Here is a 25,730-nt window from a genome sequence, read left to right as displayed (position 1 = left end):
ACCTCGAGATCTCATGTCCGAACCGACTCGCTATACCCTGCCCGTGAAATCTGGCGATCACCGCCAGCTCGGCCAGCTGACTGGCGCTGCGCACGCGGTTGAGTGTGCCAGCATTACCGAGCGCCATACTGGTCCGGTGTTAATGATCACACCCGATACACAAACCGCCCTGCATCTGCTGGACGAGATCCGTCAGTTTACCGACTTGCCGGTCGCGCATCTCGCGGACTGGGAGACGCTGCCCTACGACAGCTTCTCGCCGCATCAGGACATCATTTCGGCACGCCTTTCCACCCTGTACCAACTGCCCACCCTGCAGCGCGGCATGCTGATTATGCCGGTGAACACGCTGATGCAGCGCGTTTGTCCGCACAGCTACCTGCACGGTCATGCACTGGTCATGCAACAGGGCCAGAAACTGTCACGCGATCGCCTGCGCGATCAGCTTGAGCAGGCGGGTTATCGCCATGTGGATCAGGTGATGGAGCACGGTGAGTACGCAACCCGTGGTGCTTTACTCGATCTGTTCCCAATGGGCAGCGAGCAACCTTACCGCATTGATTTCTTCGATGACGAAATCGACAGCCTGCGCCTGTTTGACGTCGACAGCCAGCGCACGCTGGAAGCCGTTCCCGCGATTAATCTGCTGCCGGCCCATGAATTTCCCAGCGATAAGAACGCCATTGAGCTGTTCCGCAGCCGCTGGCGTGAAATTTTTGATGTGCGCCGTGAGGCCGAGCATGTTTATCAGCAGGTGAGCAAAGGCACCCTGCCCGCCGGTATCGAGTACTGGCAACCGCTGTTCTTTGAACAGCCTTTACCTTCGTTGTTTAGCTATTTGCCCGACAACACCCTGATTGTTAACTGTGGTGATCTGGAAGGCGGTGCAGAACGATTCTGGAATGATGCCAACGCGCGCTATGAAAATCGCCGTGTTGATCCCATGCGTCCGCTACTTGAGCCTGCCACGTTGTGGCTGCGCCCGGATGCATTAATGGGTGAGCTGAAAGCCTGGCCGCGCATCCGTATGACCCACGACGTTCTGCCAGCGAAAGCCGCCAATACCAACCTTGGTTATGAATCCCTGCCGGATTTATCGGTTCAGGCGCAGGCGAAAGCCCCGCTGGATAACCTGCGCCAGTTCCTGGAGCAGTTCAGCGGCGGTGTGGTGTTCTCCGTGGAAAGCGAAGGTCGCCGCGAAAGCCTGCAAGAGCTACTGGCGCGGATTAAAGTGCGCCCCAAGCCGATTCATCATCTGAATGAAGTCAGCGCTGGGCAGCATACCCTGATGATCGGTGCCAGCGAGCGTGGCTTTGTGGATACACAAGGCAACCTGGCGCTGATTTGTGAAAGCGATCTGTTGGGCGAGCGCATCATCCGTCGCCGTCAGGATACGCGTCGCACCATTAATCCGGACATATTGATCCGCAACCTTGCGGAGCTGCACCCCGGTCAACCGGTGGTGCACCTTGAGCATGGCGTGGGGCGCTATATCGGCATGACCACGCTGGAAGCGGGCGGCATACAGGCGGAGTACCTGATGCTCTCCTACGCCAACGATGCCAAGCTGTATGTGCCGGTTTCCTCGCTGCACTTAATCAGCCGCTATGCGGGCGGTGCCGATGAAAACGCGCCGCTGCATAAGCTGGGCAGTGATGCCTGGTCACGCGCCCGCCAGAAAGCCGCCGAGAAAGTGCGTGACGTCGCCGCCGAGCTGCTGGATATTTACGCGCAGCGCGCGGCAAAAACCGGCTATGCGTTTAAGCACGACCGCGAGCAGTACCAGCTCTTCTGCGAAAGCTTCCCGTTTGAAACCACGCCCGACCAGGCCCAGGCTATCAATGCCGTGCTGAGCGATATGTGCCAGCCGCTGGCGATGGATCGTCTGGTGTGCGGCGATGTGGGCTTCGGTAAAACGGAAGTGGCTATGCGTGCCGCCTTCCTGGCTGTGGAAAACAATAAGCAGGTTGCCGTGCTGGTGCCGACCACGCTGCTGGCGCAGCAGCACTATGATAACTTCCGCGACCGTTTCGCCAACTGGCCCGTGCGTATCGAAATGCTGTCCCGCTTCCGCAGCGCCAAAGAGCAGAATCAGATATTGCAGGACGCCAGCGAAGGCAAGATTGATATTCTTATCGGCACCCATAAGCTGCTGATGAGCGATATCAAGTGGCACGATCTGGGCCTGCTGATTGTGGACGAGGAGCATCGGTTCGGCGTTCGCCACAAAGAACGCATTAAGGCGATGCGCGCCGATGTCGATATCCTGACGCTGACCGCCACGCCCATTCCGCGTACGCTGAATATGGCGATGAGCGGGATGCGCGATCTGTCAATTATCGCCACACCGCCCGCGCGCCGGCTCGCGGTAAAAACCTTTGTGCGGGAATATGACGATCTGGTCATCCGTGAGGCGATTCTGCGTGAAGTCCTGCGCGGCGGGCAGGTTTATTACCTGTATAACGATGTCGAAAATATTGAGAAAGCCGCTCAGCGGCTGGCGGAACTGGTGCCAGAAGCACGGGTTGCCATCGGTCATGGGCAAATGCGCGAGCGCGACCTGGAGCGGGTGATGAACGACTTCCATCATCAGCGTTTCAATGTCCTGGTGTGTACCACCATCATTGAAACCGGTATTGATATCCCAACCGCCAATACCATTGTGATTGAGCGTGCTGACCACTTCGGGCTGGCGCAGCTGCACCAGTTGCGCGGGCGCGTAGGCCGCTCACACCATCAGGCTTATGCCTGGCTGCTGACCCCGCACCCAAAAGCCATGACAACCGACGCGCAAAAACGTCTGGAAGCCATCGCATCACTGGAGGATCTGGGCGCAGGCTTTGCACTGGCCACGCACGATCTGGAAATTCGTGGTGCCGGGGAACTGTTGGGTGAAGAGCAAAGTGGTCAGATGGAAACCCTGGGCTTTTCACTCTATATGGAACTGCTGGAAAATGCGGTTGATGCCCTGAAAGCGGGCCGGGAACCGTCACTGGAAGATCTCACCAGCAACCAGACGGAAGTCGAATTGCGGATGCCCGCGCTGCTGCCGGAAGACTTTATTCCGGACGTCAACACTCGCCTGTCACTGTATAAACGCATTGCCAGTGCCGAAGCAGAAGATGAGTTGCAGGAGCTGAAGGTAGAAATGATTGACCGCTTCGGGCTGCTGCCCGATCCGGCCCGTAATCTGCTGGATATTGCCGTATTGCGAATGAAAGCCAAGGCCCTTGGCGTGCGTAAAATCGAAGCCAGCGATAAAGGTGGCTATTTCGATTTCGCGCCGCAGAACTGCGTGGACCCGGCCTGGCTGATCGGCCTGCTGCAAAAAGATGCGCGGCAGTGGAAGCTTGAAGGCCCGACGCGCCTGCGCTTCACCCGTGAACTGGCAGAACGCAAGGTGCGGATGGAGTGGGTGCAGTCGTTTATGTCCCAGCTAATGGAAAACCGTATCGCCTCCTAGCCCGCCACATGGCGAACAGCACCGCAGTGCGTGCATAAAGCCGCCTTAATGAAAGGCGGCTTTTTTTTGCCTGAATTCCCGCGTAATTATTAAGCCTGTGCGGCTTTCACAGAAATTGCGCGTGTGAGGCGCTGCCCGAATCTTCTTTATCGGGCCAGCGGCGGGGCAAACTGCAGCGCACCTGCGATACGGTTCCAGGCATTGATGGCCCCAATTGCCGAGGTCAGGAACATCACCTCCTGCGGTGTAAACAGGGTGCTGAGGTTATTGTACAACGCGTCCGGCACCGGCTGCTGTGACATGAGGGTTAACGCCTCGGTCCATGCCAGCGCCGCCGCTTCACGCTCGGTGTAAATGCCTGCATCACGCCAGGTTGCCACCAGATCGATTTTAGCCGCAGCCAGCCCTGTTTTACGCGCTATGTTGAGATGAAACTGCAGGCAAAAGGCACAGCCATTAAGCTGTGACGCCCGGAGCTTAATCAATTCAGTCAATGACTTATCCAGGCCAGCGTTGTCAACCGCCTTGCCCAGCATGCTCAGGGCAGCGACAACTTCCGGCGCCGCCCGCTCAAACGTGGACCAGTCACTTCGGTTGTGAGAATGCGATGTCATAAATAATCCTGTCTGTTAATATAAGAACTCGAACAACAATATAAGAGTTCTTATATTATGCGCAAGTCAGGATCGCACAATCTGCCGCTGCCAGGCCCCGGAGAAGGTATGCGAGGCACGAAAGGCCACATTGGCTACCTGCTCCGCCAGGCACATGCTGTTCACAAGATACGGATGGAAAATGCCTTAAAAGCCACCGGCCTTACCCTGCCCCAGTTTTCGGTACTGACCATGCTCGCCGCCTATCCGGGCGCATCGGGCGCGGAACTGGCCCGGCTGTCGCTACTGACGCCGCAGACAATGAGTGTGATTGTCAGCAACCTTGAGCGGGCAGGCATGATCCACCGTCGTCCTCACGACGAGCATGGCCGAATCCAGATCATTGGTCTTACGGATGACGGATTGCAGGTGCTGGCACGCAGTAAAGCCGCCGTGCAGTCGGCAGAGGCCGGTTTGCTGTCCGGGTTGTCCCATGAGGATGAGGTGGCCGTGCGGCGCTGGCTGGTTAATGTTGCGACCTTGCCGACTAAAGAGGAGTGAAAGCTGTGTTATCCCGGCTGATCCCGCTTCGACTTATCGCAGAACCGTGCTGGCAACGGTTTTTTAACGCGCCGTGAGGCTGGCGAATCAGGCAACCTTTTCGGTTAACGTAAAATCCTCAGCCATAAAAAAAGCGCATCCAGGGATGCGCTTTTGGGTTTCATACTGTGCTGTGTGACCGCAATGCGGCAATCTTTGCCCTTGTCCCTTATGCTTTATCGCCGTTCAGGATTAACTGTCCGTTACGGTCTACCGGGATACGCGTACCGGGATCGTTTTCCATCCGGATTTTACCCTGCTGGTCGCCGATCTTGTAGGTGACGTCATAGCCCAGCATTTTTTCTTGTTTGTCGTATACGGTTTTACAACGCTGTTCAGAGGTCGTGTAAGTATCACGATCCTGCATACCGCTCTGAACCTGGTTGCCCGCATAACCGCCCGCAAGCGCACCGGCTACCGTTGCGACGTCGCGTCCACGACCACCGCCAAGCTGATGGCCCAGAACACCACCGGCTACCGCACCCAGTACTGAACCGGCGATACGGTTTTCATCCTGAACCGGACGACGGTGCGTCAGCGTCACGTTACGACACTCCTGACGCGGTTGTTTAATCGATTCTTTAATAGGTGTTGCTGACAGCACCTGTGCGTATTGAGGACCGCGATCAAACACGTTAATGCTTGCTACGGCGGCAACACCCAGTGCCGCTGCCACGCCAATACCGATACCCGCTAACATTGATTTATTCACAGGAAGTTCCTCCTGAAAGTGTTACCGCGCATTCCTGCCGCTGGGATATCCCTTACAGCTCTGGCAGAACCGACGTGCGCGACTCGCCGTTTGGTTGAGATAAGTTTTACAGATGTAAAGCTTTTGCAATATCAGATAATGGGAAGAAAATCGTGCAGGAGGGCTTAGTGCCACCTTTTAGGAGAGTTCTGAGCAGTCGATAGAGGCTAAAATACCGCGCTGATTTCATTATTTTCAGGAAAGTTAATAGTGAAATCAGCGGGTTAAATACAATCTTACTGGTGCGTTTAGTGAAGTTTCAAACGGGGACGAATGACCCGGTTAAGGCTGCCTACCACCATCATCAGCCCGGTTTTGATATAACCGTGCAACGCCACCTGGTGCATACGGTAGAGAGAGATATAGACGAACCGGGCAATGCGCCCTTCTATCATCATGGAACCTCGCATCAGATTCCCCATCAGACTTCCAACGGTGCTAAAGCGTGACAGGGACACCAGCGAACCATGGTCTTTGTAGACATACGCTTTAAGTGGCTTGCCCTGATACTGCAACAGGATGTTATGCAGCGCACAGGAAGCCATCTGATGAGCGGACTGGGCGCGCGGCGGCACAAATCCCCCACCGGGTAAGGCGCAGGAGGCGCAATCGCCGATAGCGTAGATATCTTCATCCAGGGTGGTCTGGAGCGTCTCTTTCACCACCAGCTGGTTGATGCGGTTGGTTTCCAGTCCGCCGATCGCTTTCATAAAGTCAGGGGCTTTTATGCCCGCCGCCCAGACCATTAAGTCCGCTTCGATAAACTCGCCGCTTTTGGTATTCAGGCCCAACTTTTCCGCGCTGGTCACCATCGTTTGTGTCATTACGCGCACGCCAAGTTTGGACAGCTCCTGATGTGCCGCGGACGAAATGCGCGGCGGCAGGGCTGGCAGAATACGTTCGCCCGCTTCCACCAGCGTGACGTTCAGCGCCTCACTGCCCAGCGCTTTGTAGCCGTAGCTGTGCAGTTGCTTAACCGCATTGTGCAGTTCTGCCGAGAGTTCAACGCCGGTTGCGCCTCCGCCGACAATGGCAATGTTAACCTTCTCTACCGCACCTTCGCTGGCAGAGAATTTCAGGAACAGGTTGAGCATTTCATTATGGAAACGGTGCGCCTGCTGGGGGCTGTCGAGGAAGATGCAGTGATCTTTAACGCCCGGCGTGCCGAAGTCGTTTGAGGTACTGCCCAGCGCCATCACTAACGTGTCGTAAGCTAGCTCGCGCTCAGGCACTAACACTTCGCCCTGAGCGTTGACGACTTCGGCCAACTGGATGACTTTTTTCTCACGGTTGATGTTGGTCAACGAGCCCAGTTGGAACTGAAAACCGTGGTTACGGGCATGCGCCAGATAGCTCAGGGCATCAATGCCTTCATCCATTGATCCGGTCGCCACTTCGTGCAGCAGCGGCTTCCACAGATGGCTGTGGTTACGGTCGACCAGGATAATCTCGGCTTTCTTTTTACGTCCCAGCTTATGCCCTAACTGCGTGGCCATTTCCAGGCCGCCGGCACCACCGCCCACAATAACAATTTTCTTAACAGATGTAGTCAACAAAGACCCCCTTAAATTGTGAACCAAAAGTTAATCAATGGTTAAATTAAACCTTAATAAACATAGGGTTGGCGACATAATTTCGCTATCTGCAGGCAGAATAGCATGGCGGGCAGAGCGGAGCCTCAGAAAATTGATGTACATCAAATTTAGCAGACAGTTCCTGGCAGAACCGGTCAGGCGATCGGGCACCGCCTGGGTGCCTGATACGTTAATCCGCAGTTTTGAAGGCTTTCAGACGTTGCAGATGCGGCGAGATGTTGCGGAACTTGTGGCTTTCGCTTTCGTCCCAGACAATCGGATAGTAAGGATCTAACAAGGCAGCGGTGCGCTGGCTGTCGAGAAGCTCATCATGGCGGGATAAAATCGTCAGGCAGCGGTCACGGTTGCGTTCACGAAAGTCACTCACGCACTTGGTGGCGATATCCTGGTACTCTTCCGGCCGGTCTATTTTGCCTTCCATGTTTTCATGCGGGAACAGATTGGGATTGAAAACGGCCTGGCGAATCGCACATAAAAAACCAATCCGCTCTGACCAGTATCCGCCCAGTCCGACACCACAGATAAGCGGGCTTGGGTCATCGCTCAGGCTGAGGATTTTATCGGTTTCTTTGAGCAGAAACTGCATGTCATGTTTGGGATGACGCGTACTGTAACTAATGAGCCTGACATCGGGGTCAATAAACTGCAGTTGCAGCACTTTTTCATGGTTGCCCGGACTTGAGGAGTCAAAACCGTGGAGATAAATAATCATGGTTATCCTTAAGGGTCATCATGCCGGGCAACCTGTGTTTACCGCCTGGCGTTACAAGGCTGCTTTATGCGCCAGCCAGCGTTCCTGCAGTGCACTCAACTGCTGTGCATTGTGTTTCCAGCGGCTACTGGCCTTCAGGCTGTCCCGGCTAAAGGTGCCCCGATGGTACAACTGCACAACCGGTTCCGCCTCGATCAAGGTCAAATTATCCATTACGCTCACCGCGCCCTGGCGATCGTTACAGACCAGAATCATGTCGCAGCCAGCAGACAGCGACTGCTGTGCACGTTCAGCATAGCTGCCCATTACCGCCGCGCCTTCCATTGAGAGATCGTCAGAGAAAATCACGCCCTTGAAACCCAGCTCCTGACGTAGCACCGTTTTCAGCCAGTAAGGCGAGCCGCTGGCAGGCAGCGGATCGGCTTCTGTATAGATCACATGCGCGGGCATAATGGCGTCCAGCGCCTGTTCACTAATCAGCGTGCGGAATATCGCCATGTCGTGCTCACGCAGTACGGCTTCACTGCGGTCATCACGCGGCGTCTCTTTATGGGAATCTGCGCTGACCGCCCCGTGACCGGGAAAATGCTTCCCGGTGGTTTTCATCCCCGCCTCATGCATACCGGCAATAAAACGTCGCGCCATCGCCAGCGCAATAGCCGGATCTTCATGGAAGGCGCGGTCGCCGATGGCGGCGCTGATATGGCCGATGTCCAGCACCGGGGCAAAGCTGATATCAATATCCATGGCGATCATTTCGGCCGCCATCTGCCAGCCAGCCTGCTGAGCCAGCTCGCCTGCCGTGGTCATATCATTGAGCGCCGCAAAAGACTGCATGGCTGGCAATTGAGTAAAACCGTCACGAAAACGCTGTACGCGTCCGCCTTCCTGGTCCACCGCCACCACCAGACGTGTGTGCGAGGCCGCACGAATCTGACGCACCAGTTCCGCCAACTGAGCGGGATCGTGATAGTTACGGGCGAATAATATCAGTCCCCCCACCAGCGGATGGCGGAGGATCTCGCGCTCTTCCGCATCCAGTTCGAAACCTTCAACGTCCAGCATTAAGGGGCCGGGAAAACGTGTTGTCATAACCTGAATCCTGTCTCTCGGCGTAACGCCGTTAAATCTGTGACCAGCTCTGTTGAGCCAGCTGTTGTAAATGCTCATCGCCACTCTGTTCAGCGCGCAGTTGATACCAACTGGCCATTAACAGATGCAGCCAGGGCTGCCAGCGTGAAACCTGCCGCTGCAGTGAGGCCAGCGGTAACTGCATGAGCGCCGCATAGTCACGCAGCCAGTAGATCTGTTGAGTCGGGTCCGACAAACAGACGGCGGCCAGCTCAAGCGCCACATCGCCGTCTGCGGCATATTCCCAGTCAATGAGGTGCAGCCCCTGTTCTGACTGAATCAGGTTAGCGGGATGCACGTCCATATGCAGAGGAGCAAGCCGTAATGGCCGCGGCTCGCCTTGCTGCGTTAGCCGTTGTAGCTGACGCAGCCAGCGATGATGTCGCTGCTGGCAACGCTGCCAGTATTGCCAGAGCAAGGGCAACAGAGATAAACGATAACCGGTGAGCGGCTGCTGATGAAGCTGTTGCAGTAGCGCAAGGACCTGACGCCGCCCGGCACGAAACCCGGCATCGCTCATGACCTCTCCCTCCTGCCATGGCAGAATAATGCCATGGCGGTTGGCTGCCAGCGGAGCCTGCACCAGACCGCTGGGCCGTAATTTACGCAGTAGCCGCCCTTCGCGCTGGCGATTAACAAAAGGTATCGGCGGCTGTGGCGCCGGACGGAGAAGACGTCGTCCCTGCTGGGTGACGATGTGACAGCTCTGCCCGGTTAATCCCGCTAACGGCGTTACAGTGACCTGTTGCTCACCGATAGTTGCCGTGATCAGTTGCAGAAACGCCGCATTAATTCTGGGCGACACCGTCACCAGACCAGATAATTTCGCCCGTCTGTACCAGCATGAGCTGCATCTGTAAGGTCGGTGCTTTTACATCGCCCTTCGCCGTGCTGTACAGCACGTACTGTGCGTTCAGGTTACGGGCCAGGCCAATCGCTTTACTGCGCGAGTTCAGGCTGTCGTCCGGCGACAGCCCCAGCGTTTGTTTCGCCTGCGCCAGTTGTTCTGATGACACCAGGCTGAACTTACCGTTGTTATTCAGCGCGTTCTGAATAGCGTTCGTTGCCTTTTCACCCTGCAACGCACCATTGGTGCTGTTTTTGATGCGATCGACCAGTAACACGCTGCCCGGTGTAACGGTGGCGGCACGAACCATCTGCGCAACCAACGGCTCAACGCTGGCATCCCAGTTAATGGTCACCAGCTTAGGCGGTTGTGGAACAGGTTGCGGTTGTTGTACCGGTTGTTCCGGCTGAGGAACAGGCTGAACCGGCTCCACAGGCTGAGTGGGTTCAACGGGTGCAGGTTGCTGCTGTTTTAGCACGCAGCCAGAAAGAATAAGCGCCATCAACAGCGCGCCAGTACGATTAACACTGCGAATCACGTAACAGTCCTCAGAGATAGATATAGAGACGAACCTTGCTGGCCGTCAGGTTACCCAGTTGCGAGACGGCAGCAATGCTTCCGTTCGGGGGAACCGTGACGATCTGTGCGGGTTCACGCGGCGTTATTTCAAGCCCTTTGTCGTCGTACCAGTAATAACGATAATGCACAACCACCGGCGTTTCACGCTGATTGTAAAGTACGCTGCTGGCGCGTTTCTGACCGTCGTGGTCATCCAGCGTCGGCTCGTCAGTAATAATGCCCGCCGAGAGCACCGAGGACTCCATCACCAGCGACTGCGACGTATTAATCATCGGTTTATCGCTGCTGCAACCGGTAAGGCTCAGCAGCACAACAGGCAGGCAGATCAACCATGAACGCATAGCAAGGTTCCCTTAAGGGATCAGTGTGACAGCATCGGGCCAAGCGGCTTGCCGCCCACCAGATGCATGTGGATATGGTAAACTTCCTGACCGCCATGTTTATTGCAGTTAACGATCAGGCGATAGCCCTGCTCGTCAATGCCTTCTTCACGGGCTATCTTCGCGGCAGCCGTGAACATCCTTCCCAGTGCCTGCTCGTGTGCCGCCTCAACATCATTGGCGGTCGGAATCAGAATATTGGGCACAATCAAGATATGCGTGGGCGCCTGAGGTGAAATATCACGGAAGGCCGTGACCAGTTCATCCTGATACACCACGTCGGCGGGAATTTCACGACGGATAATTTTACTGAAAATCGTTTCTTCAGCCATAGAGCAATTCCTTTAGCCTGGAGGGTAATACCTCAGTATGCGGGAGAAATTCGTTTTCTTTCAACCTCAGGCTGTTTTTTCTTATACCAACTGGCTGTGTTTAACGCATTCCGCGGTTTGCCTGGGCGCGAAAACTATTCCCCCCCTTTTCTCGCCGCCTTCCGCCCTAATTTTCACACTTTCTTTTATTGCCTGCCTGGCCGCTTATTGCTGTCGCGCAGATGGACAGCGATACACAGCAAAATGCGGCGCGGGTGGAAGAAACAGCGACGGCGACCGCAAATTTGCAACTGTTATCGGACCAGCTATTGCAGACCACGGCAAAATTTGTGACTCGCGAAGCCCTCTGATGCCTCTGAGAGCCGGTTAGCACGGCCTTCTTTCAGATCTGTCGCGCTTCCAAATGGCAAAAAAAACCGCGTTGAGCAGTGACTCAACGCGGTTCTCGCGGTGCAAAACGGCGCTATGCCTTTTTACATACTACGGATGTAATCATCCATATCGGTTTTCAGGTTGTCGGATTTTGTGCCGAAAATCGCCTGAACACCTGAACCTGCCACCACGACGCCACGCGCACCGAGGTTTTTCAGTTCAGTTTGATCCACTTTGCTCACATCGGCGACGCTGACGCGCAGACGCGTGATACAGGCGTCAAGGTTAGTAATGTTCTCTTTACCACCGAATGCAGCCACCAGTTTGCCCGCCATTTCACCGCCGGTCGCTGAAGAAGACTGTTCGCTTGCGCTGTCTTCACGTCCTGGCGTTTTAAGGTCCAGCTTAACAATCAGGACACGGAAAACGGTGTAGTAAATTGCGGCATAAATCATACCGACGATAGGGAACAGCCAGATTTTGCTGCTGTTACCACTGAGGACGATAAAGTCGATCAGACCGTGCGAGAAGCTGGTGCCATCACGCATACCGAGCAGGATACAGATAGGGAATGCCAGACCTGCCAGAAGCGCGTGAATGACATACAGGATTGGCGCAACGAACATGAACGAGAACTCGATTGGCTCGGTAATACCGGTCAGGAACGAGGTCAGCGCAGCGGAGATCATGATACCGCCCACTTTGGCACGGTTCTCAGGTTTGGCGGAATGCCAGATTGCAATCGCCGCGGCAGGCAGGCCGTACATTTTGAACAGGAAGCCACCGGAAAGTTTACCCGCAGTCGGATCACCCGCCATATAGCGTGGGATATCACCGTGGAATACCTGACCTGCGGCATTGGTGTACTCACCAATCTGCATCTGGAAGGGAACGTTCCAGATATGGTGCAGACCAAATGGCACCAGCGCACGCTCAACTACACCGTAAATACCAAATGCCACAACCGGGTTTTGGTACGCCGCCCACTGGGAGAAGTCCTGAATCGCGGAACCGACCGGAGGCCAGATAAACGACAGCACCAGACCCATCGCAATCGCCGCCAGACCGGAGATAATCGGTACAAAGCGCTTACCGGCAAAGAAGCCCAGATATTCAGGCAACTTGATGCGATAGAAACGGTTGAACATATACGCGGCAATGGAGCCGGCAATGATGCCGCCCAGCACCCCGGTATCGGCAAGGTGTTTCGCCTCAATTTCCGCCGCAGGAAGATGCAGCACTAAAGGTGCTACCACCGCCATGGTTTTCACCATGATGCCGTAAGCGACAACCGCGGCCAGGGCTGAAACCCCGTCGTTGTTGGTAAAGCCCAGTGCCACACCAATGGCAAAAATCAGGGGCATATTGGCAAAGACCGATCCACCCGCTTCCGCCATGACCTGCGAGACCACCGCAGGTAACCAGATGAAATTGGCTGAACCCACACCTAATAAAATACCGGCGATCGGCAGAACCGATACCGGTAGCATTAGCGATTTACCAACTTTTTGTAAGTTGGCAAAAGCGTTTTTAAACATAGCGTGAAACTCCTGAGTATGTGTGCGTTTTTCGCGCAGCGCGCGTGGTAAAGAGGGAGGTGCTTTACCGGTTGGCGTTATCCGCCATTTTGATTTATTACGAAGGGTAAAATAAATTACCCTTCGTTACTTTGACGGCTATCACGTTTCGCAAATCAGAACGCTAAAGCACGTAACAATAGTGATTTTATTGAGTATTTTTCAGGCAAAAAAATTGACCCTGTATAAAAAAAACAGGGTCAACCAATAATATTTCGTATTTATTACAGCACCTGAAATAAATCAGGATGCGCTGGTCAGGCGGCTCATTGGAATATGAAACAGCTCAGAGAAGTTCTGTGTGGTGGTTGCCGCTAAGGTTTCAATGTCCACGCCCTTTAGCACCGCTACATAGTCAGCAACATCTCGCGTGTAAGCAGGCTGGTTCTCTTTACCCCGGTACGGCACGGGGGCCAGATAAGGGGAATCCGTTTCGACCAGAATGCGATCGAGCGGTACATAGCGCGCCGCGTCACGAATCTGCTCTGCATTGCGGAAAGTAACAATGCCTGAGAAGGAGATGTAGAAACCCATATCCAGCAGCTTTGCCGCTGTCGCCTGATCTTCCGTAAAACAGTGTAGTACACCGCCACAACGTTCGACCTGTTCTTCCTTCAGGATGGCCAGCGTGTCTTCACGTGCATCACGCGTATGCACGATAATGGGCTTGTTCAGCGCAATCCCGGTACGGATGTGTTCACGAAACGATCGCTGCTGCTGCGCTTTGGTTTCCTGCTGATAGTAGTAATCCAGCCCGGTTTCGCCCAGCGCAACCACCTGAGGGTCGGCGGCCAGACGACGGAATAACTCGACATCATACGGCGCTTCCTGGTTCAGCGGATGCACGCCGCAGGAGAGCGCGATATTTTCACGCTCGCCTACCAGCGCTTTCAGGGTGCTAAAGCCGGGTAAGGTCGTGGCAATCGCCAGCATAAACCGGACGTCACGCGCCGCCGCTTTGGCAATAACATCATCGAGATCGTGATGGTTTTTTTCATAATCCAGGCCATCGAGATGACAATGGGAATCAACAATAAACATATTTTTCTCAGTAAATTAGCCAGGTACGTGGGGCTTCAGATGGTCCGCCCAGCTCAGTAACCGGTCAGTTAACAGGAGTTCACGATTCACTGCCGTAACCTGTAACAACGTTTCACGGCAGCGCATCCAGTCATGGGCGCTGTTATTGAGCGCCGTTTGCGAGAAATGCTGCGCCAGCATCGCCACCACGTCCTGGCGATCCACGTTGGTGAGCCACTGGCTCGCGCCCTGTTGCCATTTCATCGCATCCAGTATTAATGACAGCAGCCAGCCGATACGCGCCGCACCGTTGTCAGCGTTCAACGCTGGCAGCAATTGCAGAATGTCCTGTTGCAGGGCACTCGCCAGGGAATCGCAGAGTTTTTGCCGTGCCTGCCAGAGTCCGTCCTCCAGCAGGGCCAGCGCCGCACCGGGTGCACCGGCGCTCAGTCGCAGCGCCGCCAGTAAGTTCGCCTCATCATGCGCGCCTTGCTTTCTGAGCCAGGCCAGACTCACGTTTTCGTCCGGCGGTGGCAACGTCAGCACCATGCAGCGGCTTCGTAGCGTGGCCAGCAGGCGGGACGGTTCCCGGCTGCTTAAAAAAAACCAGCTATTCGCTGGCGGCTCTTCCAGGGTTTTCAGTAAGGCATTGGCCGCCGCTTCACTGAGCTGTGCCGCATCCGGTAGCCATACCACTTTGGCCCCGCCCTGCTGCGCATAGTGATACATTTTTTCCGTTACCTGCCGCACGGCATCAATGCCCAATGTGGCTTTGCCTTTTTCTGCTTCCAACCGGTACCAGTCAGGATGGGTATTTGCCTGCATCAGTTGGCAGCCATGGCAGTGGCCACAGCTTTTTAATCCGTCACGATGCAGACACATCAGCCAGCGGCTTATTCCCCACACCAGCGCGTCATCACCCATGCCATCAATCGCCTTAACTAACAGCGCGTGATGGGCACGGCCATCCTGATGCTGACCAATCACCTGGCGATAAGGCTGATTTAGCCAGGGATACCAGTTCATGCCTGCTGTTCCGCCAGCCAGGCCGTCAGGGTGGATTGCAGCGCGCGGGTCACCTGCTCAAGCGGCTGGGTAGCATCGATCGTCAGGATGCTGTCGTCCGCAGCAGCCAGCGCCAGATAGCGATCACGTGTGCGTTCAAAAAAGCGCAGTGACTCCTGCTCAATCCGATCTAATTCCCCGCGAGCGCGGGCACGCTGTAATCCGGTTTCCGGCGTGACATCAAGATACAGCGTCAGGTCAGGACGAAAATCCCCCAGCACCGTATCACGTAAGGTACGCATCAGTTCGGCATCCAGCCCGCGACCACCGCCCTGGTAAGCCTGGGACGAGAGATCGTGGCGGTCCCCTACCACCCAGGCACCGCGCGCCAGTGCGGGTTTAATCACCGTTTCCACCAGCTGTACGCGCGCGGCATAAAGCATCAACAGTTCCGCTTTATCGGTGACCTGCTCGCCCGCTATGCCCTGCTTGACCAGCACGCGCAGCTGTTCTGCCAGCGGTGTGCCACCGGGTTCGCGGGTAAAGACAATGTCCTCTATGCCACTGGCGCGCAGTGTTGCGACAACCGCATCGCGCGCTGTGGTTTTCCCTGCGCCTTCCAGGCCCTCAATAACGATAAACTTACTGTCCATTTTTTTCCTTTAACTCAAGCCGGTAGGCCTGCACGGCCTTGTTGTGGCTGGCAAGATTAGTGGTGAAGGTATGCCCACCTTTGCCATCCGCAACAAAATAGAGATAGTCGGTTTTTTCAGGATGGGCGGCCGCGATTAAGGAAGCTTTGCCTGGCATCGCGATGGGGCCCGGCGGCAGGCCACTGATGATATAGGTATTGTACGGCGACGGCGTCTCCAGATCTTTACGCGTCAGCGTGCCAGTATAGGCCGCTCCCATGCCGTAGATCACGGTAGGATCGGTTTGTAAACGCATCCCCACGCGCAGACGATTAATAAACACAGAGGCCACTTTGGCCCGCTCTTCGCTGACGCCAGTCTCTTTTTCGATAATCGACGCCATAGTGACCATCTCCTGCTCATTTTTATACGGCAGGTTATCCATCCGGCCCTGCCAGACTTCATCAATAGCCTTTTTCATCCGTTGATGCGCGCGTTCCAGTAAGGCGACATCGCTGGTATTGGCGGTATAAAGGTACGTGTCCGGGAAGAAGCTGCCTTCGAGTTCGTTTTCGTCCAGCTTGAGCGTGCTGGCAACGGTCGCGTACTTGTCGTCCTGCAGCGTATGTTTCACATAGGGCGCTTTGCGTAATTCACTCAGCCACTCTTGCAAACGCTGACCTTCAACAAAGCGTAGCGGGAATTGCGCCTCTTTACCGCTGGCCAGTAGCTCCAGCGAGCTGCGTACCGTCATCGACGGCTCAAGGCGATAGGTTCCGGCTTTAAATTTGGCCAGCTCTGGCTCAAGTTTAAGCAATGCACCAAACCAGATGCTGTGAGGAATGATGTGCTGGCTTTCCAGCTGCGCTTCTAAGGCGACGCGACCGGTCCCTGCCGGCAACGTATAGATCTGTTCCTGGGAAAGGGTTAAGCGGCTGGCAGCGAGTTGTTTCACCTGCCAGTAGCTTACGGCTGCCGCGATGAGCAGGATGACCAGCACGCTCACCAATATTTTTTTGCTTCGGCTCATTATGCTTCCATTATCTTTCTACAGCTTGCCTGTAGCTGGTTAAACAAGGTGCGCTGGTTGAATTCCACCGCATCAAGTTGTCGAACGGATAATACCGGCATCAGCGCATTGCATATGACGATTTCATCAGCTGCCAGTAGCTGCGCTAATCCCGCCTGTACCACCTGACAAATTTGGCCTGCGGCACGCATTTCCGCTATCAGACTCCGCCGCATAATGCCGTCAACGCCCGCCTGATCCAGCGCCGGAGTAAAAAGCGTACCGCCGCTTCGCCAGAATAAATTAGCCGCACAGCATTCCACCACCCAACCTTCAGTGTCAAGCACCAGCGCCTCATCAGCGTCTGTCTGCTCAAGATGGGCACGAATCATCACCTGCTCCAATCGGTTCAGGTGCTTAAGACCGGCAAACTGTGGCTGCCGAGCCAGACGTACCGGGCTGACGGCCAGTTTGACGCCGGTTTGCTGTAACCTTGCATAATGCGCTGGCCAGGCGGATACCGAGACGATTCGCGTGGGGCCGCTACAGCCTGTGCGGCTGTAGCCGCGCCCACCGCTGCCGGCGCTGAGGATGACTTTAAGCACTGCCCTGTCATGTCCGCTCGCCGCCTGTTGCATCTCCTGCGCCAGCGCAGACCAGTCAACACCACTCAGCCACAACCGTTCACAGCTTTGCTGCAACCGCTGCATATGCATGTCAAACAGGACGATTTTGCCCTGGCAGACGGCGGCGGTGGTAAAGCAGCCGTCGCCAAACTGTACGGCGCGATCGCTGGCCGCCAGATGGGGTTGTTCAGTGCCGTTTATCCACATTGCCCTTACTCCGGTGTCAGCATGTTGTTCAGCGATGGCCGTGATTTTATCGTTTTTTCTGGGCCACTGAATAGAAAAAAGGCCCGCATTGCGGGCCTTTACAGCAATCATAAACGCGATGTTTAGATTTTACGGAAAATCAGCGAGCCGTTGGTGCCGCCGAAGCCGAAGGAGTTACAGAGTGCGTATTCCAGTCCCGAAACCTGACGTGCGGTATGCGGTACGAAATCAAGATCGCAGCCTTCGTCAGGGTTATCCAGGTTCAACGTCGGTGGAACCGCCTGATCGCGCAGGGCCAGAATCGAATAAATCGACTCAACCGCGCCCGCCGCACCCAGCAGATGGCCGGTCATGGATTTGGTCGAGCTGACCATCACCGTCCTGGCTGCTGCACCAAAAACCGATTTCACGGCCTGGGCTTCTGCTTTGTCACCCGCTGGCGTTGAAGTACCGTGTGCATTGACGTAACCAATCTTGTCTGGCGTCATCTGCGCATCACGCAACGCGTTGATCATTGCAGCGGCTGCACCTGAACCGTCTTCCGGCGGTGAGGTCATGTGATAAGCATCGCTACTCATCCCAAAGCCCACGATTTCCGCGTAGATTTTTGCGCCACGTTTCTTAGCATGCTCGTACTCTTCCAGTACGATAATGCCCGCCCCGTCACCCAGTACAAATCCATCACGGTCTTTATCCCAGGGACGGCTTGCCGCCTGAGGGTTTTCGTTGCGCGTCGACAGCGCACGCGCCGCGCCGAATCCACCTACGCCAAGTGGCGTACTGGCTTTTTCCGCACCGCCCGCCAGCATCACGTCAGCATCGTTATACGCGATGATACGTGCAGCATGACCGATATTGTGCACGCCAGAAGTACAGGCGGTCGCAATGGAAATGCTGGGGCCTTTTAAGCCATACATGATGGTGAGATGACCCGCCACCATATTGACTATCGTGGAAGGCACAAAGAATGGGCTAATTTTACGCGGGCCGCCGTTCACCAGAGAAGTATGGTTGTCTTCGATCAGACCCAAACCACCGATGCCCGAACCAATTGCTGCGCCAACCCGGCCTGCATTTTCATCGGTCACAACCAGACCGCTGTCCTGCATGGCCTGAATGCCTGCCACGATGCCGTACTGAATGAAGTCATCCATCTTGCGTTGATCTTTACGAGAGATAAAGTCATCGCAATTGAAATCTCTTACCAGACCTGCAAAACGTGTTGCATAGGCGCTGGTATCAAAATGGTCGATCAGGTTAATGCCGCTCTGACCGGCAAGGAGAGCACTCCAGGTAGACTCTACGGTATTGCCGACAGGAGACAACATGCCAAGACCAGTCACAACTACACGACGCTTAGACACGTTCGTCCTCCAGGGAGGGATAAAAATGACTATTGAGGGGCAAACATAAAACTCAGGCGGTCAATTGACCGCCTGAAGATATTCATTAGCCTTTATGGCTATTGATATAGTCGATCGCTGCCTGAACGGTAGTGATTTTCTCAGCTTCTTCGTCTGGAATTTCAGTATCAAACTCTTCTTCCAGAGCCATTACCAGCTCAACGGTATCAAGAGAATCGGCACCAAGGTCTTCTACGAAAGATGCAGAGTTGGTCACTTCTTCCTCTTTCACACCCAGCTGCTCACTGATGATTTTCTTAACGCGTTGTTCGATATCGCTCATACTATTTAATTTCCTATCAAAACTCGCTTTCGCGATGGTTTTCGTAGTGTATAAAATGTTGAAAAAGATGCAACAAAATCCCGGCTGGTCGAACCACGATTTTACGCTATTGTGCGGTTTTATCCGCAAATAATGCAAATGATTTCGTAATTATCAGACCATATACATGCCGCCATTGACGTGCAGCGTCTCACCCGTGATGTAGGCTGCTTCGTCAGAGGCTAAGAATGCAACGGCATTAGCAATTTCCTGCGCTTCGCCTAAGCGACCCGCTGGGACCTCCGCCAGAATACCGGAACGTTGATCTTCGTTCAGTGCCCGCGTCATGTCGGTCTCTATGAAGCCCGGAGCCACGACGTTGACGGTAATGCCACGTGACGCGATTTCCCGCGCCAGTGATTTGCTAAAGCCAATCAAACCTGCTTTTGCTGCAGCGTAGTTTGCCTGACCCGCATTGCCCATGGTTCCAACAACAGAACCGATGGTGATGATACGACCCATGCGCTTTTTCATCATGGCACGCATCACCGCCTTAGAAAGACGGAATACCGATGTGAGGTTGGTATCAAGGATATCCTGCCACTCATCGTCTTTCATACGCATCAGTAGATTATCACGCGTAATGCCTGCATTATTGACTAAAATGTCCACTTCGCCAAATTCCGCGCGAATTTTCTCTAAAACACTGTTTACAGAAGCGGCATCCGTCACGTTTAACAGCAGACCTTGTCCTTTATCGCCAAGGTAATCACTGATAGCATCGGCACCACTTTGGCTGGTTGCAGTACCGACCACTTTCGCACCGCGTGCGGCCAGGGTTTCTGCAATCGCACGGCCGATGCCGCGGCTTGCGCCAGTTACCAGCGCTACTTTACCTTCAAAGCTCATGATTTTCCTCTTATTCCTGTGCAAGCGCCGCAGTCAATGACGCAGTATCGTTCACCGCTGCTGCGGACAGGCCGTCTACAATGCGTTTTGTCAGACCGGTAAGGACTTTACCTGGTCCCATTTCAAACAGCTGAGTGACGCCCTGAGCGGCCATGGCCTCGACGCTTTCTGTCCAGCGTACCGGGCTGTAAAGCTGACGAATCAACGCATGACGAATCGCGTCTGCGTCCGTTTCTGCTTTTACATCCACGTTATTAATAACCGGTACCACTGGCGCATTAAAGGTGATGTTTTCCAGCGTCAACGCCAGTTTATCGGCTGCTGGCTTCATCAGCGCGCAGTGGGAAGGAACGCTCACCGGCAACGGGAGCGCACGTTTTGCACCTGCCGCTTTGCAGGCTGCACCCGCGCGTTCAACCGCATCTTTGTTACCGGCGATCACCACCTGGCCTGGCGAGTTGAAGTTTACCGGCGAAACGACTTCGCCCTGCGCACTCTCTTCACAGGCTTTTGCAATGGCTGCATCATCAAGACCGATGATCGCCTGCATAGCGCCGGTGCCTTCTGGCACGGCTTCCTGCATCAGTTTACCACGCAGTTCAACCAGCTTGATCGCGTCCGCAAAATCCAGCACGCCTGCGCAGACCAGCGCTGAGTACTCACCCAGGCTATGACCTGCCATCAGGGCAGGCTGTTTGCCACCCTGTTGCTGCCAGACACGGTAGATAGCTACCGAAGCCGCCAGTAGCGCAGGCTGTGTCTGCCAGGTTTTATTTAACGCTTCAGCAGGTCCCTGGCTGACTAACTGCCACAGATCATAACCGAGGACGTCAGAAGCTTCACGAAACGTGGCTTCAACGGCCGGATAAGCAGCAGCCAGTTCCGTTAACATGCCCACGGTCTGTGAGCCCTGACCTGGGAAAACAAAAGCAAATTGCGTCATTTTCAGTTCCTGTCAATCAAAAGCGAACCAGCGCAGAACCCCAGGTGAATCCACCACCAAAGGCTTCCAGCAAAATAAGTTGTCCGGGTTTGATGCGGCCATCGCGCACGGCCTCATCCAGCGCACTCGGCACAGACGCGGCTGACGTATTACCATGACGATCCAGTGTGACCACCACTTTTTCCATGGTCATGCCCAGTTTTTTCGCCGTGGCGCTGATAATACGCAGGTTAGCCTGATGCGGCACCAGCCAGTCCAGCTCTTCACGCGCAATGTTATTTGCCTGCAACGTCTCATCAACAATGTGCGCTAGCTCTGTTACCGCCACTTTGAAGACTTCGTTGCCTGCCATCGTCAGATAAGCGGGTTGATCCTGATTCGCACGATCCTGATAAGGCAGGGTCAGCAATTGGGCATAGCGGCCGTCCGCGTGCAGGTGGGTTGAAATGATCCCCTGCTCTTTGCTCTGACCCAGCACCACGGCACCCGCACCATCACCAAACAGGATGATCGTACCACGATCGTCAGGATTGAGCGTACGCGCCAGGACATCAGCTCCGATGACTAACGCATGCTTTACCGCACCATTTTTAATATATTGATCGGCCACGCTTAACGCATAGGTGAAGCCAGCACAGGCCGCTGCAAGGTCAAACGCCGCACAATCTTTGATGTCGAGCATCTGCTGAATCATGCAGGCAGAGCTTGGGAAGGCATGACTGGAAGACGTGGTTGCGACAATAATCAGCCCCACATCATTGGCGTCGACGCCTGCCATTTCCAGTGCACGCTGTGCAGCCTGATGTCCCATGCTTGCGACAGTCTCATCCGGAGCAGCAATACGGCGCTCACGAATGCCGGTACGGGTAACAATCCACTCGTCCGAGGTCTCCACCATTTTTTCCAGATCGGCATTGGTGCGGATCTGGCTGGGCAAATAACTGCCCGTACCGATAATTTTGGTAAACATCTAGGCTTTGTCACTCCTGGCTAATACAGCGTCCAGACGGGCGGCAATGCGTTCAGGAACCTGCCGCCTCACCGTCTGCTCGGCCTGATTGATCGCCACGGCAAAAGCATGTTGATTTGCTGCGCCATGGCTCTTTATCACTGTCCCGCGTAATCCTAACAGACAAGCGCCATTGTACTGGTCGGGGTTGAGATGCCCGAAGCGCCTGGCCAAACGCTTTTTAATCCAGCGCCCCAGCAACGTCAGCCACCACGACCGCTTTTCACCTTCCCCTGACGACTTGAACAGGGAAAGAAACATTCTTACTACGCCTTCCATGGTCTTCAGTGTGATGTTTCCAGCGAAACCATCACAGACCAGCACATCCGTTTTGCCAGTCAGTAAATCGTTACCTTCGAGATAACCAATGTAGTTAATCTGCGGCAATGCTTTGAGACTTAACGCCGCATCGCGGATGCTTTCAAGCCCTTTGTGCTCTTCATGACCAATATTGAGAAGTGCCACACGCGGATTCGCAATGCCCAGCACTTCTTCCGCCATAACTGAGCCCATCACCGCAAACTGCACCAGCATCGCACTGTCAGAGTCGACATTGGCACCTAAATCTAAAATGACCGTTTTTCCCTTCTGCTGATGGGGTAAAACGGTCATAAGCGCCGGACGTTTAATGCCGTCCAACGGCTTAAGTAATAGTGTCGCCAGCCCCATCAGCGCGCCCGTGTTGCCGCTGCTGACGCAGGCCTGGGCCCGCCCTTCTTTGACCAACTCTAACGCCACTCGCATTGAACTGCCGCGGCTGTTACGGATGGCTTGTGCGGGTCGCGCATCACTTGCAATAACTGATTCGGCAGGCACAACCTGCAGTCGCTCCAGTAAGGAGGAATCCGCTTTGGCAAGCAATGGCGTGAGAATGTCGGGATCTCCGACAAGAAGAAGGATAATTTCCGAATGAGAGGCCAGTGCCTGCAATGCTGCAGGCACCGTCACGCAGGGGCCGAAGTCCCCGCCCATGGCATCGATAGCCAGGGTCAAACGTGCCAAGGTATCGCCTTGCTAAGCAAAGAACTTACTTAACGATAACCTTGCGACCGCGGTAGTAACCATCCGCAGTGATGTGGTGACGCAGATGAGTTTCACCAGAAACTTTATCTACTGACAGAGTGGCAGTGGTCAGAGCATCGTGCGAACGACGCATACCACGCTTAGAACGGGTGGGTTTATTCTGTTGTACGGCCATGGACCTTACTCCTATTACTTACGCTTTAAACTGGCTAATACGGCAAATGGGTTTGGTTTTTCTGCCTCTGCAGGCAACTGACCAAACACCATGTCCGCCTCGGACACTTCACAGTGTTCAGAATCGTGCACCGGAACCACAGGCAGCGCGAGAATAACTTCATCCTCGATAACTGCCAGCAGGTCGATCTCACCAAACTCGTTGACATCAACCGGCTCGTACGCTTCCGGCAACGCCTCGGCCTGCTCGTCAGACGACACAGGGCTGAAGCAATAGCTTACGTGTACATGATGTGGAAAAACCTGGTTGCAGCGTTGACACCGCAGCGTAACTTGTACTTCAGCAGTACCCGTCAGTACTGCCAGACGCTGGTTATCAACCGCAAACGACATGACACAATCTACATCACTGTCCACACTAACGACCGACTCAGCGACACGCTCAACCTGTTGAGAGGTATAAACACCTTGATAATCGAGGCGTTTCTGAGCGGTGCGGACTGGGTCCAGCGTTAGGGGTAATTTTACCTTTTGCATAGGGCGCGCATATTAACTTTGTAATCACATAGAGTCAAAGAAAAAGGCCGTTAAACAGCATCTTTCAACCACTATTCGCATCCAGTGCGGCGCACAGTTTAAAATGACTGTCACCAATTCGCTATCAATATTGAAAAAAAATGACAGCATCGATTCTTTTAGCATCAACCTCCCCCTTTCGTCAGGCGCTCCTGGCCCGGCTGGGCTTGCCTTTTACGGTCGCCTCTCCCCAAACAGATGAGACGCCGTTAGAGAATGAACGCGCAGAGGCACTGGTGACGCGACTCGCCATCGCCAAAGCACAGGCGCTGGCCGGGAGCTACCCCGACCACTGGATTATTGGCTCTGACCAGGTGTGCGTACTGGATGACGTGATAACCGGTAAGCCCCATACCGAGGCAAACGCGGAAGCACAGTTGCGTGCCGCCAGCGGTAACCGCGTCATCTTTTATACCGGGCTGGCGTTATATCACCCTGCCAGCCAGCGCTTAATGCACTGCTGCGAACCTTTCACCGTGCATTTCCGGACCTTAACCCAGCAGGAAATTCGTGCGTATATAAAGAAGGAGCAACCGCTGCAGTGCGCGGGCAGTTTTAAAAGCGAAGGACTGGGGATTTGTTTGTTTGACCGCCTGGAGGGACGCGATCCGAATACGCTGGTGGGCTTACCGCTGATTGCGCTGACCAACATGTTGCGCGAAGCAGGCATCAATCCATTAGAGGACTGATGCCCCGTGCGTCAGCTCTTCTGCTGGCGCAGCTTCGTCAGGCAGTGCTGTAACTTATCATCCAGCGGCGCTTCCATGCGCAGCGTTTCACCGCTGTTGGGATGAGTAAAGGTCAGCGCGGCCGCGTGCAGGAACAAGCGGTTAAGCCCCGTGGGAGCCAGTTGGCTGTCAAACGCCCGATCGCCATAGCGGTCATCAAACGCAATCGGATGACCGGCATGTAAGGTATGCACACGAATCTGATGGGTGCGCCCGGTAACCGGGCTGGCTTTGACCAGCGTGGCACCGTCAAAGCGCTCTTCCACTTTAAAACGGGTTTCTGAAGGTTTGCCTTCTCCGCTCACCCGCACCATGCGCTCACCGCTTTGTAGAATATTTTTCAGCAGCGGAGCCTGAACCACTTTTAAATGTGAAGGCCAGTTGCCCTGTACCAGCGCCAGATAATCTTTCTGCATGCCCTTCTCGCGCAGCTGTTCGTGCAGCGAGCGCAAGGCAGAACGTTTTTTAGCGACCAGTAAAACACCGGATGTGTCCCGGTCCAGACGGTGCACCAGCTCCAGAAAACGGGCTTCGGGACGCAACGCGCGCAGCCCTTCAATCACGCCAAAGCTTAGCCCACTGCCGCCGTGTACCGCCGTCCCGGAGGGCTTATTCAATACCAACAGGTGGTCATCTTCAAAGAGGATGGCGTTTGCCAGCGAAGCCACTTTTGCCAGCTTCGGCGACACGGCTTCGTCATCCCGTTCGGCCACGCGCACCGGCGGAATGCGGACCTCATCGCCCTCTTCAAGCTTGTACTCCGGCTTAATGCGTTTCTTGTTCACCCGCACCTCGCCTTTACGCACGATGCGATAAATCATGCTTTTTGGCACACCTTTTAAATGGGTGCGCAAAAAGTTATCAATACGCTGTCCGGCATTTTCAGCCGTGATGGCGACAAATTGTACGCCGGGATTCTCTGTTTTCATGGCGGCGATTCTAAATAGTGTCCCCTGATAGCGCCACCCCTTTTTCTGTGCTTAACTCTCTGCGTCCCCTCAGAACGGGCAATGTGATTGCTGTGATTTACAGCAGCACTGGCGCACTTTCTGTCGCAGGGTTCTTAAAATGTAAAGAAAATTGATCAGTGAGTTAAAGTCGCCTTGCTATATGAAGGTTAGCAGTGGAATAATGCTTAGGTTTCTTAGCTGAAGATTCAGAGAAGAAAACAGCGAAATTAGTTATTTTGTCGGATTGAGCAGACACGCAGCAATGGCGTAAGACGTAATGCGAAATCAGACAGTTAGCGGGCTGCGGGTTGCGGCCTGGACA

27 protein-coding genes are annotated in these 25,730 nt (G+C 54.7%); 3 read left to right on the top strand and 24 right to left on the bottom strand.

Going from position 1 to position 25,730, the window contains the following annotated elements; translation table 11 throughout:
- Positions 1-13 precede the first annotated feature (13 nt).
- On the top strand, positions 14-3,463 hold the full coding sequence (gene mfd, locus CMR03_RS19180) for a transcription-repair coupling factor (protein WP_096012342.1): 3,450 nt from the start codon (positions 14-16) through the stop codon (positions 3,461-3,463).
- 146 nt (positions 3,464-3,609) lie between these two features.
- Here mfd and CMR03_RS19175 read toward each other — a convergent pair whose 3' ends face one another.
- On the bottom strand, positions 3,610-4,077 hold the full coding sequence (locus CMR03_RS19175) for a carboxymuconolactone decarboxylase family protein (protein WP_096012341.1): 468 nt from the start codon (positions 4,075-4,077) through the stop codon (positions 3,610-3,612).
- A gap of 108 nt (positions 4,078-4,185) precedes the next feature.
- Between CMR03_RS19175 and CMR03_RS19170 the strand changes: the two genes are divergently transcribed.
- The gene (locus tag CMR03_RS19170; RefSeq protein WP_244181397.1) at positions 4,186-4,617 is read left to right on the top strand and encodes a MarR family winged helix-turn-helix transcriptional regulator; all 432 of its coding nucleotides are present in this window, start codon (positions 4,186-4,188) and stop codon (positions 4,615-4,617) included.
- A gap of 208 nt (positions 4,618-4,825) precedes the next feature.
- Here CMR03_RS19170 and CMR03_RS19165 read toward each other — a convergent pair whose 3' ends face one another.
- The 22 genes from CMR03_RS19165 to yceD form a co-directional block, all read right to left on the bottom strand.
- Entirely contained in the window at positions 4,826-5,368 is a 543-nt protein-coding gene (locus CMR03_RS19165) for a glycine zipper 2TM domain-containing protein (RefSeq protein WP_063879093.1), read from the bottom strand.
- 287 nt (positions 5,369-5,655) lie between these two features.
- A complete protein-coding gene (locus CMR03_RS19160) occupies positions 5,656-6,960 on the bottom strand; it encodes an NAD(P)/FAD-dependent oxidoreductase (RefSeq protein ID WP_074181004.1) in 1,305 nt (434 codons plus the stop codon).
- Positions 6,961-7,171: 211 nt separating this feature from the next.
- Positions 7,172-7,714: an alpha/beta hydrolase YcfP gene (ycfP, locus tag CMR03_RS19155; protein WP_063879092.1), complete on the bottom strand. Its 543-nt coding sequence runs from the start codon at positions 7,712-7,714 to the stop codon at positions 7,172-7,174.
- A 51-nt stretch (positions 7,715-7,765) separates the two neighbouring features.
- Positions 7,766-8,806 carry a beta-N-acetylhexosaminidase gene (nagZ, locus tag CMR03_RS19150; protein ID WP_063879091.1) on the bottom strand — a complete coding sequence of 347 codons (1,041 nt, stop codon included), beginning with the start codon at positions 8,804-8,806 and terminating at the stop codon, positions 7,766-7,768.
- A gap of 31 nt (positions 8,807-8,837) precedes the next feature.
- Entirely contained in the window at positions 8,838-9,650 is an 813-nt protein-coding gene (gene thiK, locus CMR03_RS19145) for a thiamine kinase (RefSeq protein WP_063879090.1), read from the bottom strand.
- Positions 9,634-10,230, bottom strand: coding sequence for a penicillin-binding protein activator LpoB (lpoB, locus tag CMR03_RS19140; RefSeq protein ID WP_063879089.1), 597 nt, complete (start codon positions 10,228-10,230; stop codon positions 9,634-9,636). Before lpoB ends, thiK begins: the two co-directional genes overlap by 17 nt.
- Before the next feature lie 10 nt (positions 10,231-10,240).
- Positions 10,241-10,612 carry a YcfL family putative periplasmic lipoprotein gene (locus tag CMR03_RS19135; RefSeq protein ID WP_063879088.1) on the bottom strand — a complete coding sequence of 124 codons (372 nt, stop codon included), beginning with the start codon at positions 10,610-10,612 and terminating at the stop codon, positions 10,241-10,243.
- Positions 10,613-10,632: 20 nt separating this feature from the next.
- Positions 10,633-10,983: a purine nucleoside phosphoramidase gene (gene hinT / locus CMR03_RS19130; RefSeq protein WP_063879087.1), complete on the bottom strand. Its 351-nt coding sequence runs from the start codon at positions 10,981-10,983 to the stop codon at positions 10,633-10,635.
- A gap of 473 nt (positions 10,984-11,456) precedes the next feature.
- Positions 11,457-12,893 carry a PTS glucose transporter subunit IIBC gene (ptsG, locus tag CMR03_RS19125; RefSeq protein ID WP_096012339.1) on the bottom strand — a complete coding sequence of 479 codons (1,437 nt, stop codon included), beginning with the start codon at positions 12,891-12,893 and terminating at the stop codon, positions 11,457-11,459.
- A gap of 282 nt (positions 12,894-13,175) precedes the next feature.
- A complete protein-coding gene (locus CMR03_RS19120; protein ID WP_096012338.1) occupies positions 13,176-13,973 on the bottom strand; it encodes a metal-dependent hydrolase in 798 nt (265 codons plus the stop codon).
- 15 nt (positions 13,974-13,988) lie between these two features.
- Positions 13,989-14,978, bottom strand: coding sequence for a DNA polymerase III subunit delta' (holB, locus tag CMR03_RS19115; RefSeq protein ID WP_063879084.1), 990 nt, complete (start codon positions 14,976-14,978; stop codon positions 13,989-13,991).
- Positions 14,975-15,610, bottom strand: coding sequence for a dTMP kinase (gene tmk / locus CMR03_RS19110; RefSeq protein WP_063879083.1), 636 nt, complete (start codon positions 15,608-15,610; stop codon positions 14,975-14,977). The genes holB and tmk overlap by 4 nt, the downstream gene beginning before the upstream one ends.
- Positions 15,600-16,619: a cell division protein YceG gene (yceG, locus tag CMR03_RS19105; RefSeq protein WP_096012337.1), complete on the bottom strand. Its 1,020-nt coding sequence runs from the start codon at positions 16,617-16,619 to the stop codon at positions 15,600-15,602. The genes tmk and yceG overlap by 11 nt, the downstream gene beginning before the upstream one ends.
- Positions 16,619-17,431, bottom strand: a complete 813-nt coding sequence (pabC, locus tag CMR03_RS19100; RefSeq protein WP_128604122.1) for an aminodeoxychorismate lyase — start codon at positions 17,429-17,431, stop codon at positions 16,619-16,621. The genes yceG and pabC overlap by 1 nt, the downstream gene beginning before the upstream one ends.
- A 122-nt stretch (positions 17,432-17,553) precedes the next feature.
- On the bottom strand, positions 17,554-18,795 hold the full coding sequence (fabF, locus tag CMR03_RS19095) for a beta-ketoacyl-ACP synthase II (RefSeq protein ID WP_063879080.1): 1,242 nt from the start codon (positions 18,793-18,795) through the stop codon (positions 17,554-17,556).
- An 85-nt stretch (positions 18,796-18,880) separates the two neighbouring features.
- The gene (gene acpP / locus CMR03_RS19090; RefSeq protein ID WP_003849865.1) at positions 18,881-19,117 is read right to left on the bottom strand and encodes an acyl carrier protein; all 237 of its coding nucleotides are present in this window, start codon (positions 19,115-19,117) and stop codon (positions 18,881-18,883) included.
- 153 nt (positions 19,118-19,270) lie between these two features.
- Positions 19,271-20,005: a 3-oxoacyl-ACP reductase FabG gene (gene fabG, locus CMR03_RS19085; RefSeq protein WP_014593428.1), complete on the bottom strand. Its 735-nt coding sequence runs from the start codon at positions 20,003-20,005 to the stop codon at positions 19,271-19,273.
- A gap of 10 nt (positions 20,006-20,015) precedes the next feature.
- Positions 20,016-20,948 carry an ACP S-malonyltransferase gene (gene fabD / locus CMR03_RS19080; RefSeq protein WP_063879079.1) on the bottom strand — a complete coding sequence of 311 codons (933 nt, stop codon included), beginning with the start codon at positions 20,946-20,948 and terminating at the stop codon, positions 20,016-20,018.
- Between the two features lie 16 nt (positions 20,949-20,964).
- Complete coding sequence (locus tag CMR03_RS19075; RefSeq protein WP_063879078.1) at positions 20,965-21,918, bottom strand: beta-ketoacyl-ACP synthase III; 954 nt, start codon at positions 21,916-21,918, stop codon at positions 20,965-20,967.
- Positions 21,919-22,959, bottom strand: coding sequence for a phosphate acyltransferase PlsX (gene plsX / locus CMR03_RS19070; protein ID WP_063879077.1), 1,041 nt, complete (start codon positions 22,957-22,959; stop codon positions 21,919-21,921). It lies immediately after the preceding gene.
- Positions 22,960-22,984: 25 nt separating this feature from the next.
- Positions 22,985-23,155, bottom strand: a complete 171-nt coding sequence (rpmF, locus tag CMR03_RS19065; RefSeq protein ID WP_013025362.1) for a 50S ribosomal protein L32 — start codon at positions 23,153-23,155, stop codon at positions 22,985-22,987.
- 14 nt (positions 23,156-23,169) lie between these two features.
- A complete protein-coding gene (gene yceD, locus CMR03_RS19060; protein ID WP_063879076.1) occupies positions 23,170-23,691 on the bottom strand; it encodes a 23S rRNA accumulation protein YceD in 522 nt (173 codons plus the stop codon).
- Between the two features lie 140 nt (positions 23,692-23,831).
- On the opposite strand from yceD, the gene CMR03_RS19055 reads away from it, so the two are divergent.
- Positions 23,832-24,419: a Maf family protein gene (locus CMR03_RS19055; RefSeq protein WP_096012335.1), complete on the top strand. Its 588-nt coding sequence runs from the start codon at positions 23,832-23,834 to the stop codon at positions 24,417-24,419.
- A gap of 11 nt (positions 24,420-24,430) precedes the next feature.
- On the opposite strand, the gene rluC is transcribed toward CMR03_RS19055, so the two are convergent.
- Complete coding sequence (gene rluC / locus CMR03_RS19050) at positions 24,431-25,387, bottom strand: 23S rRNA pseudouridine(955/2504/2580) synthase RluC (protein ID WP_063879074.1); 957 nt, start codon at positions 25,385-25,387, stop codon at positions 24,431-24,433.
- Positions 25,388-25,730: the final 343 nt, after the last annotated feature.

Origin of the sequence: Pantoea allii (assembly GCF_002307475.1) — a bacterium.
GTDB classification, from domain to species: Bacteria; Pseudomonadota; Gammaproteobacteria; order Enterobacterales; family Enterobacteriaceae; genus Pantoea; species Pantoea allii.
This window is presented reverse-complemented; position numbering and strand designations above follow the sequence as displayed.

Coding starts and splice junctions, on each gene's coding strand:
- mfd (WP_096012342.1), top strand. CDS start 14: ATGTCCGAACCGACTCGCTATACCCTGCCCGTGAAATCTGGCGATCAC.
- CMR03_RS19175 (WP_096012341.1), bottom strand. CDS start 4,077: ATGACATCGCATTCTCACAACCGAAGTGACTGGTCCACGTTTGAGCGG.
- CMR03_RS19170 (WP_244181397.1), top strand. CDS start 4,186: ATGCGAGGCACGAAAGGCCACATTGGCTACCTGCTCCGCCAGGCACAT.
- ycfP (WP_063879092.1), bottom strand. CDS start 7,714: ATGATTATTTATCTCCACGGTTTTGACTCCTCAAGTCCGGGCAACCAT.
- nagZ (WP_063879091.1), bottom strand. CDS start 8,806: ATGACAACACGTTTTCCCGGCCCCTTAATGCTGGACGTTGAAGGTTTC.
- CMR03_RS19135 (WP_063879088.1), bottom strand. CDS start 10,612: ATGCGTTCATGGTTGATCTGCCTGCCTGTTGTGCTGCTGAGCCTTACC.
- hinT (WP_063879087.1), bottom strand. CDS start 10,983: ATGGCTGAAGAAACGATTTTCAGTAAAATTATCCGTCGTGAAATTCCC.
- ptsG (WP_096012339.1), bottom strand. CDS start 12,893: ATGTTTAAAAACGCTTTTGCCAACTTACAAAAAGTTGGTAAATCGCTA.
- CMR03_RS19120 (WP_096012338.1), bottom strand. CDS start 13,973: ATGTTTATTGTTGATTCCCATTGTCATCTCGATGGCCTGGATTATGAA.
- holB (WP_063879084.1), bottom strand. CDS start 14,978: ATGAACTGGTATCCCTGGCTAAATCAGCCTTATCGCCAGGTGATTGGT.
- tmk (WP_063879083.1), bottom strand. CDS start 15,610: ATGGACAGTAAGTTTATCGTTATTGAGGGCCTGGAAGGCGCAGGGAAA.
- yceG (WP_096012337.1), bottom strand. CDS start 16,619: ATGAGCCGAAGCAAAAAAATATTGGTGAGCGTGCTGGTCATCCTGCTC.
- pabC (WP_128604122.1), bottom strand. CDS start 17,431: ATGTGGATAAACGGCACTGAACAACCCCATCTGGCGGCCAGCGATCGC.
- acpP (WP_003849865.1), bottom strand. CDS start 19,117: ATGAGCGATATCGAACAACGCGTTAAGAAAATCATCAGTGAGCAGCTG.
- fabG (WP_014593428.1), bottom strand. CDS start 20,005: ATGAGCTTTGAAGGTAAAGTAGCGCTGGTAACTGGCGCAAGCCGCGGC.
- fabD (WP_063879079.1), bottom strand. CDS start 20,948: ATGACGCAATTTGCTTTTGTTTTCCCAGGTCAGGGCTCACAGACCGTG.
- CMR03_RS19075 (WP_063879078.1), bottom strand. CDS start 21,918: ATGTTTACCAAAATTATCGGTACGGGCAGTTATTTGCCCAGCCAGATC.
- rpmF (WP_013025362.1), bottom strand. CDS start 23,155: ATGGCCGTACAACAGAATAAACCCACCCGTTCTAAGCGTGGTATGCGT.
- yceD (WP_063879076.1), bottom strand. CDS start 23,691: ATGCAAAAGGTAAAATTACCCCTAACGCTGGACCCAGTCCGCACCGCT.
- CMR03_RS19055 (WP_096012335.1), top strand. CDS start 23,832: ATGACAGCATCGATTCTTTTAGCATCAACCTCCCCCTTTCGTCAGGCG.
- rluC (WP_063879074.1), bottom strand. CDS start 25,387: ATGAAAACAGAGAATCCCGGCGTACAATTTGTCGCCATCACGGCTGAA.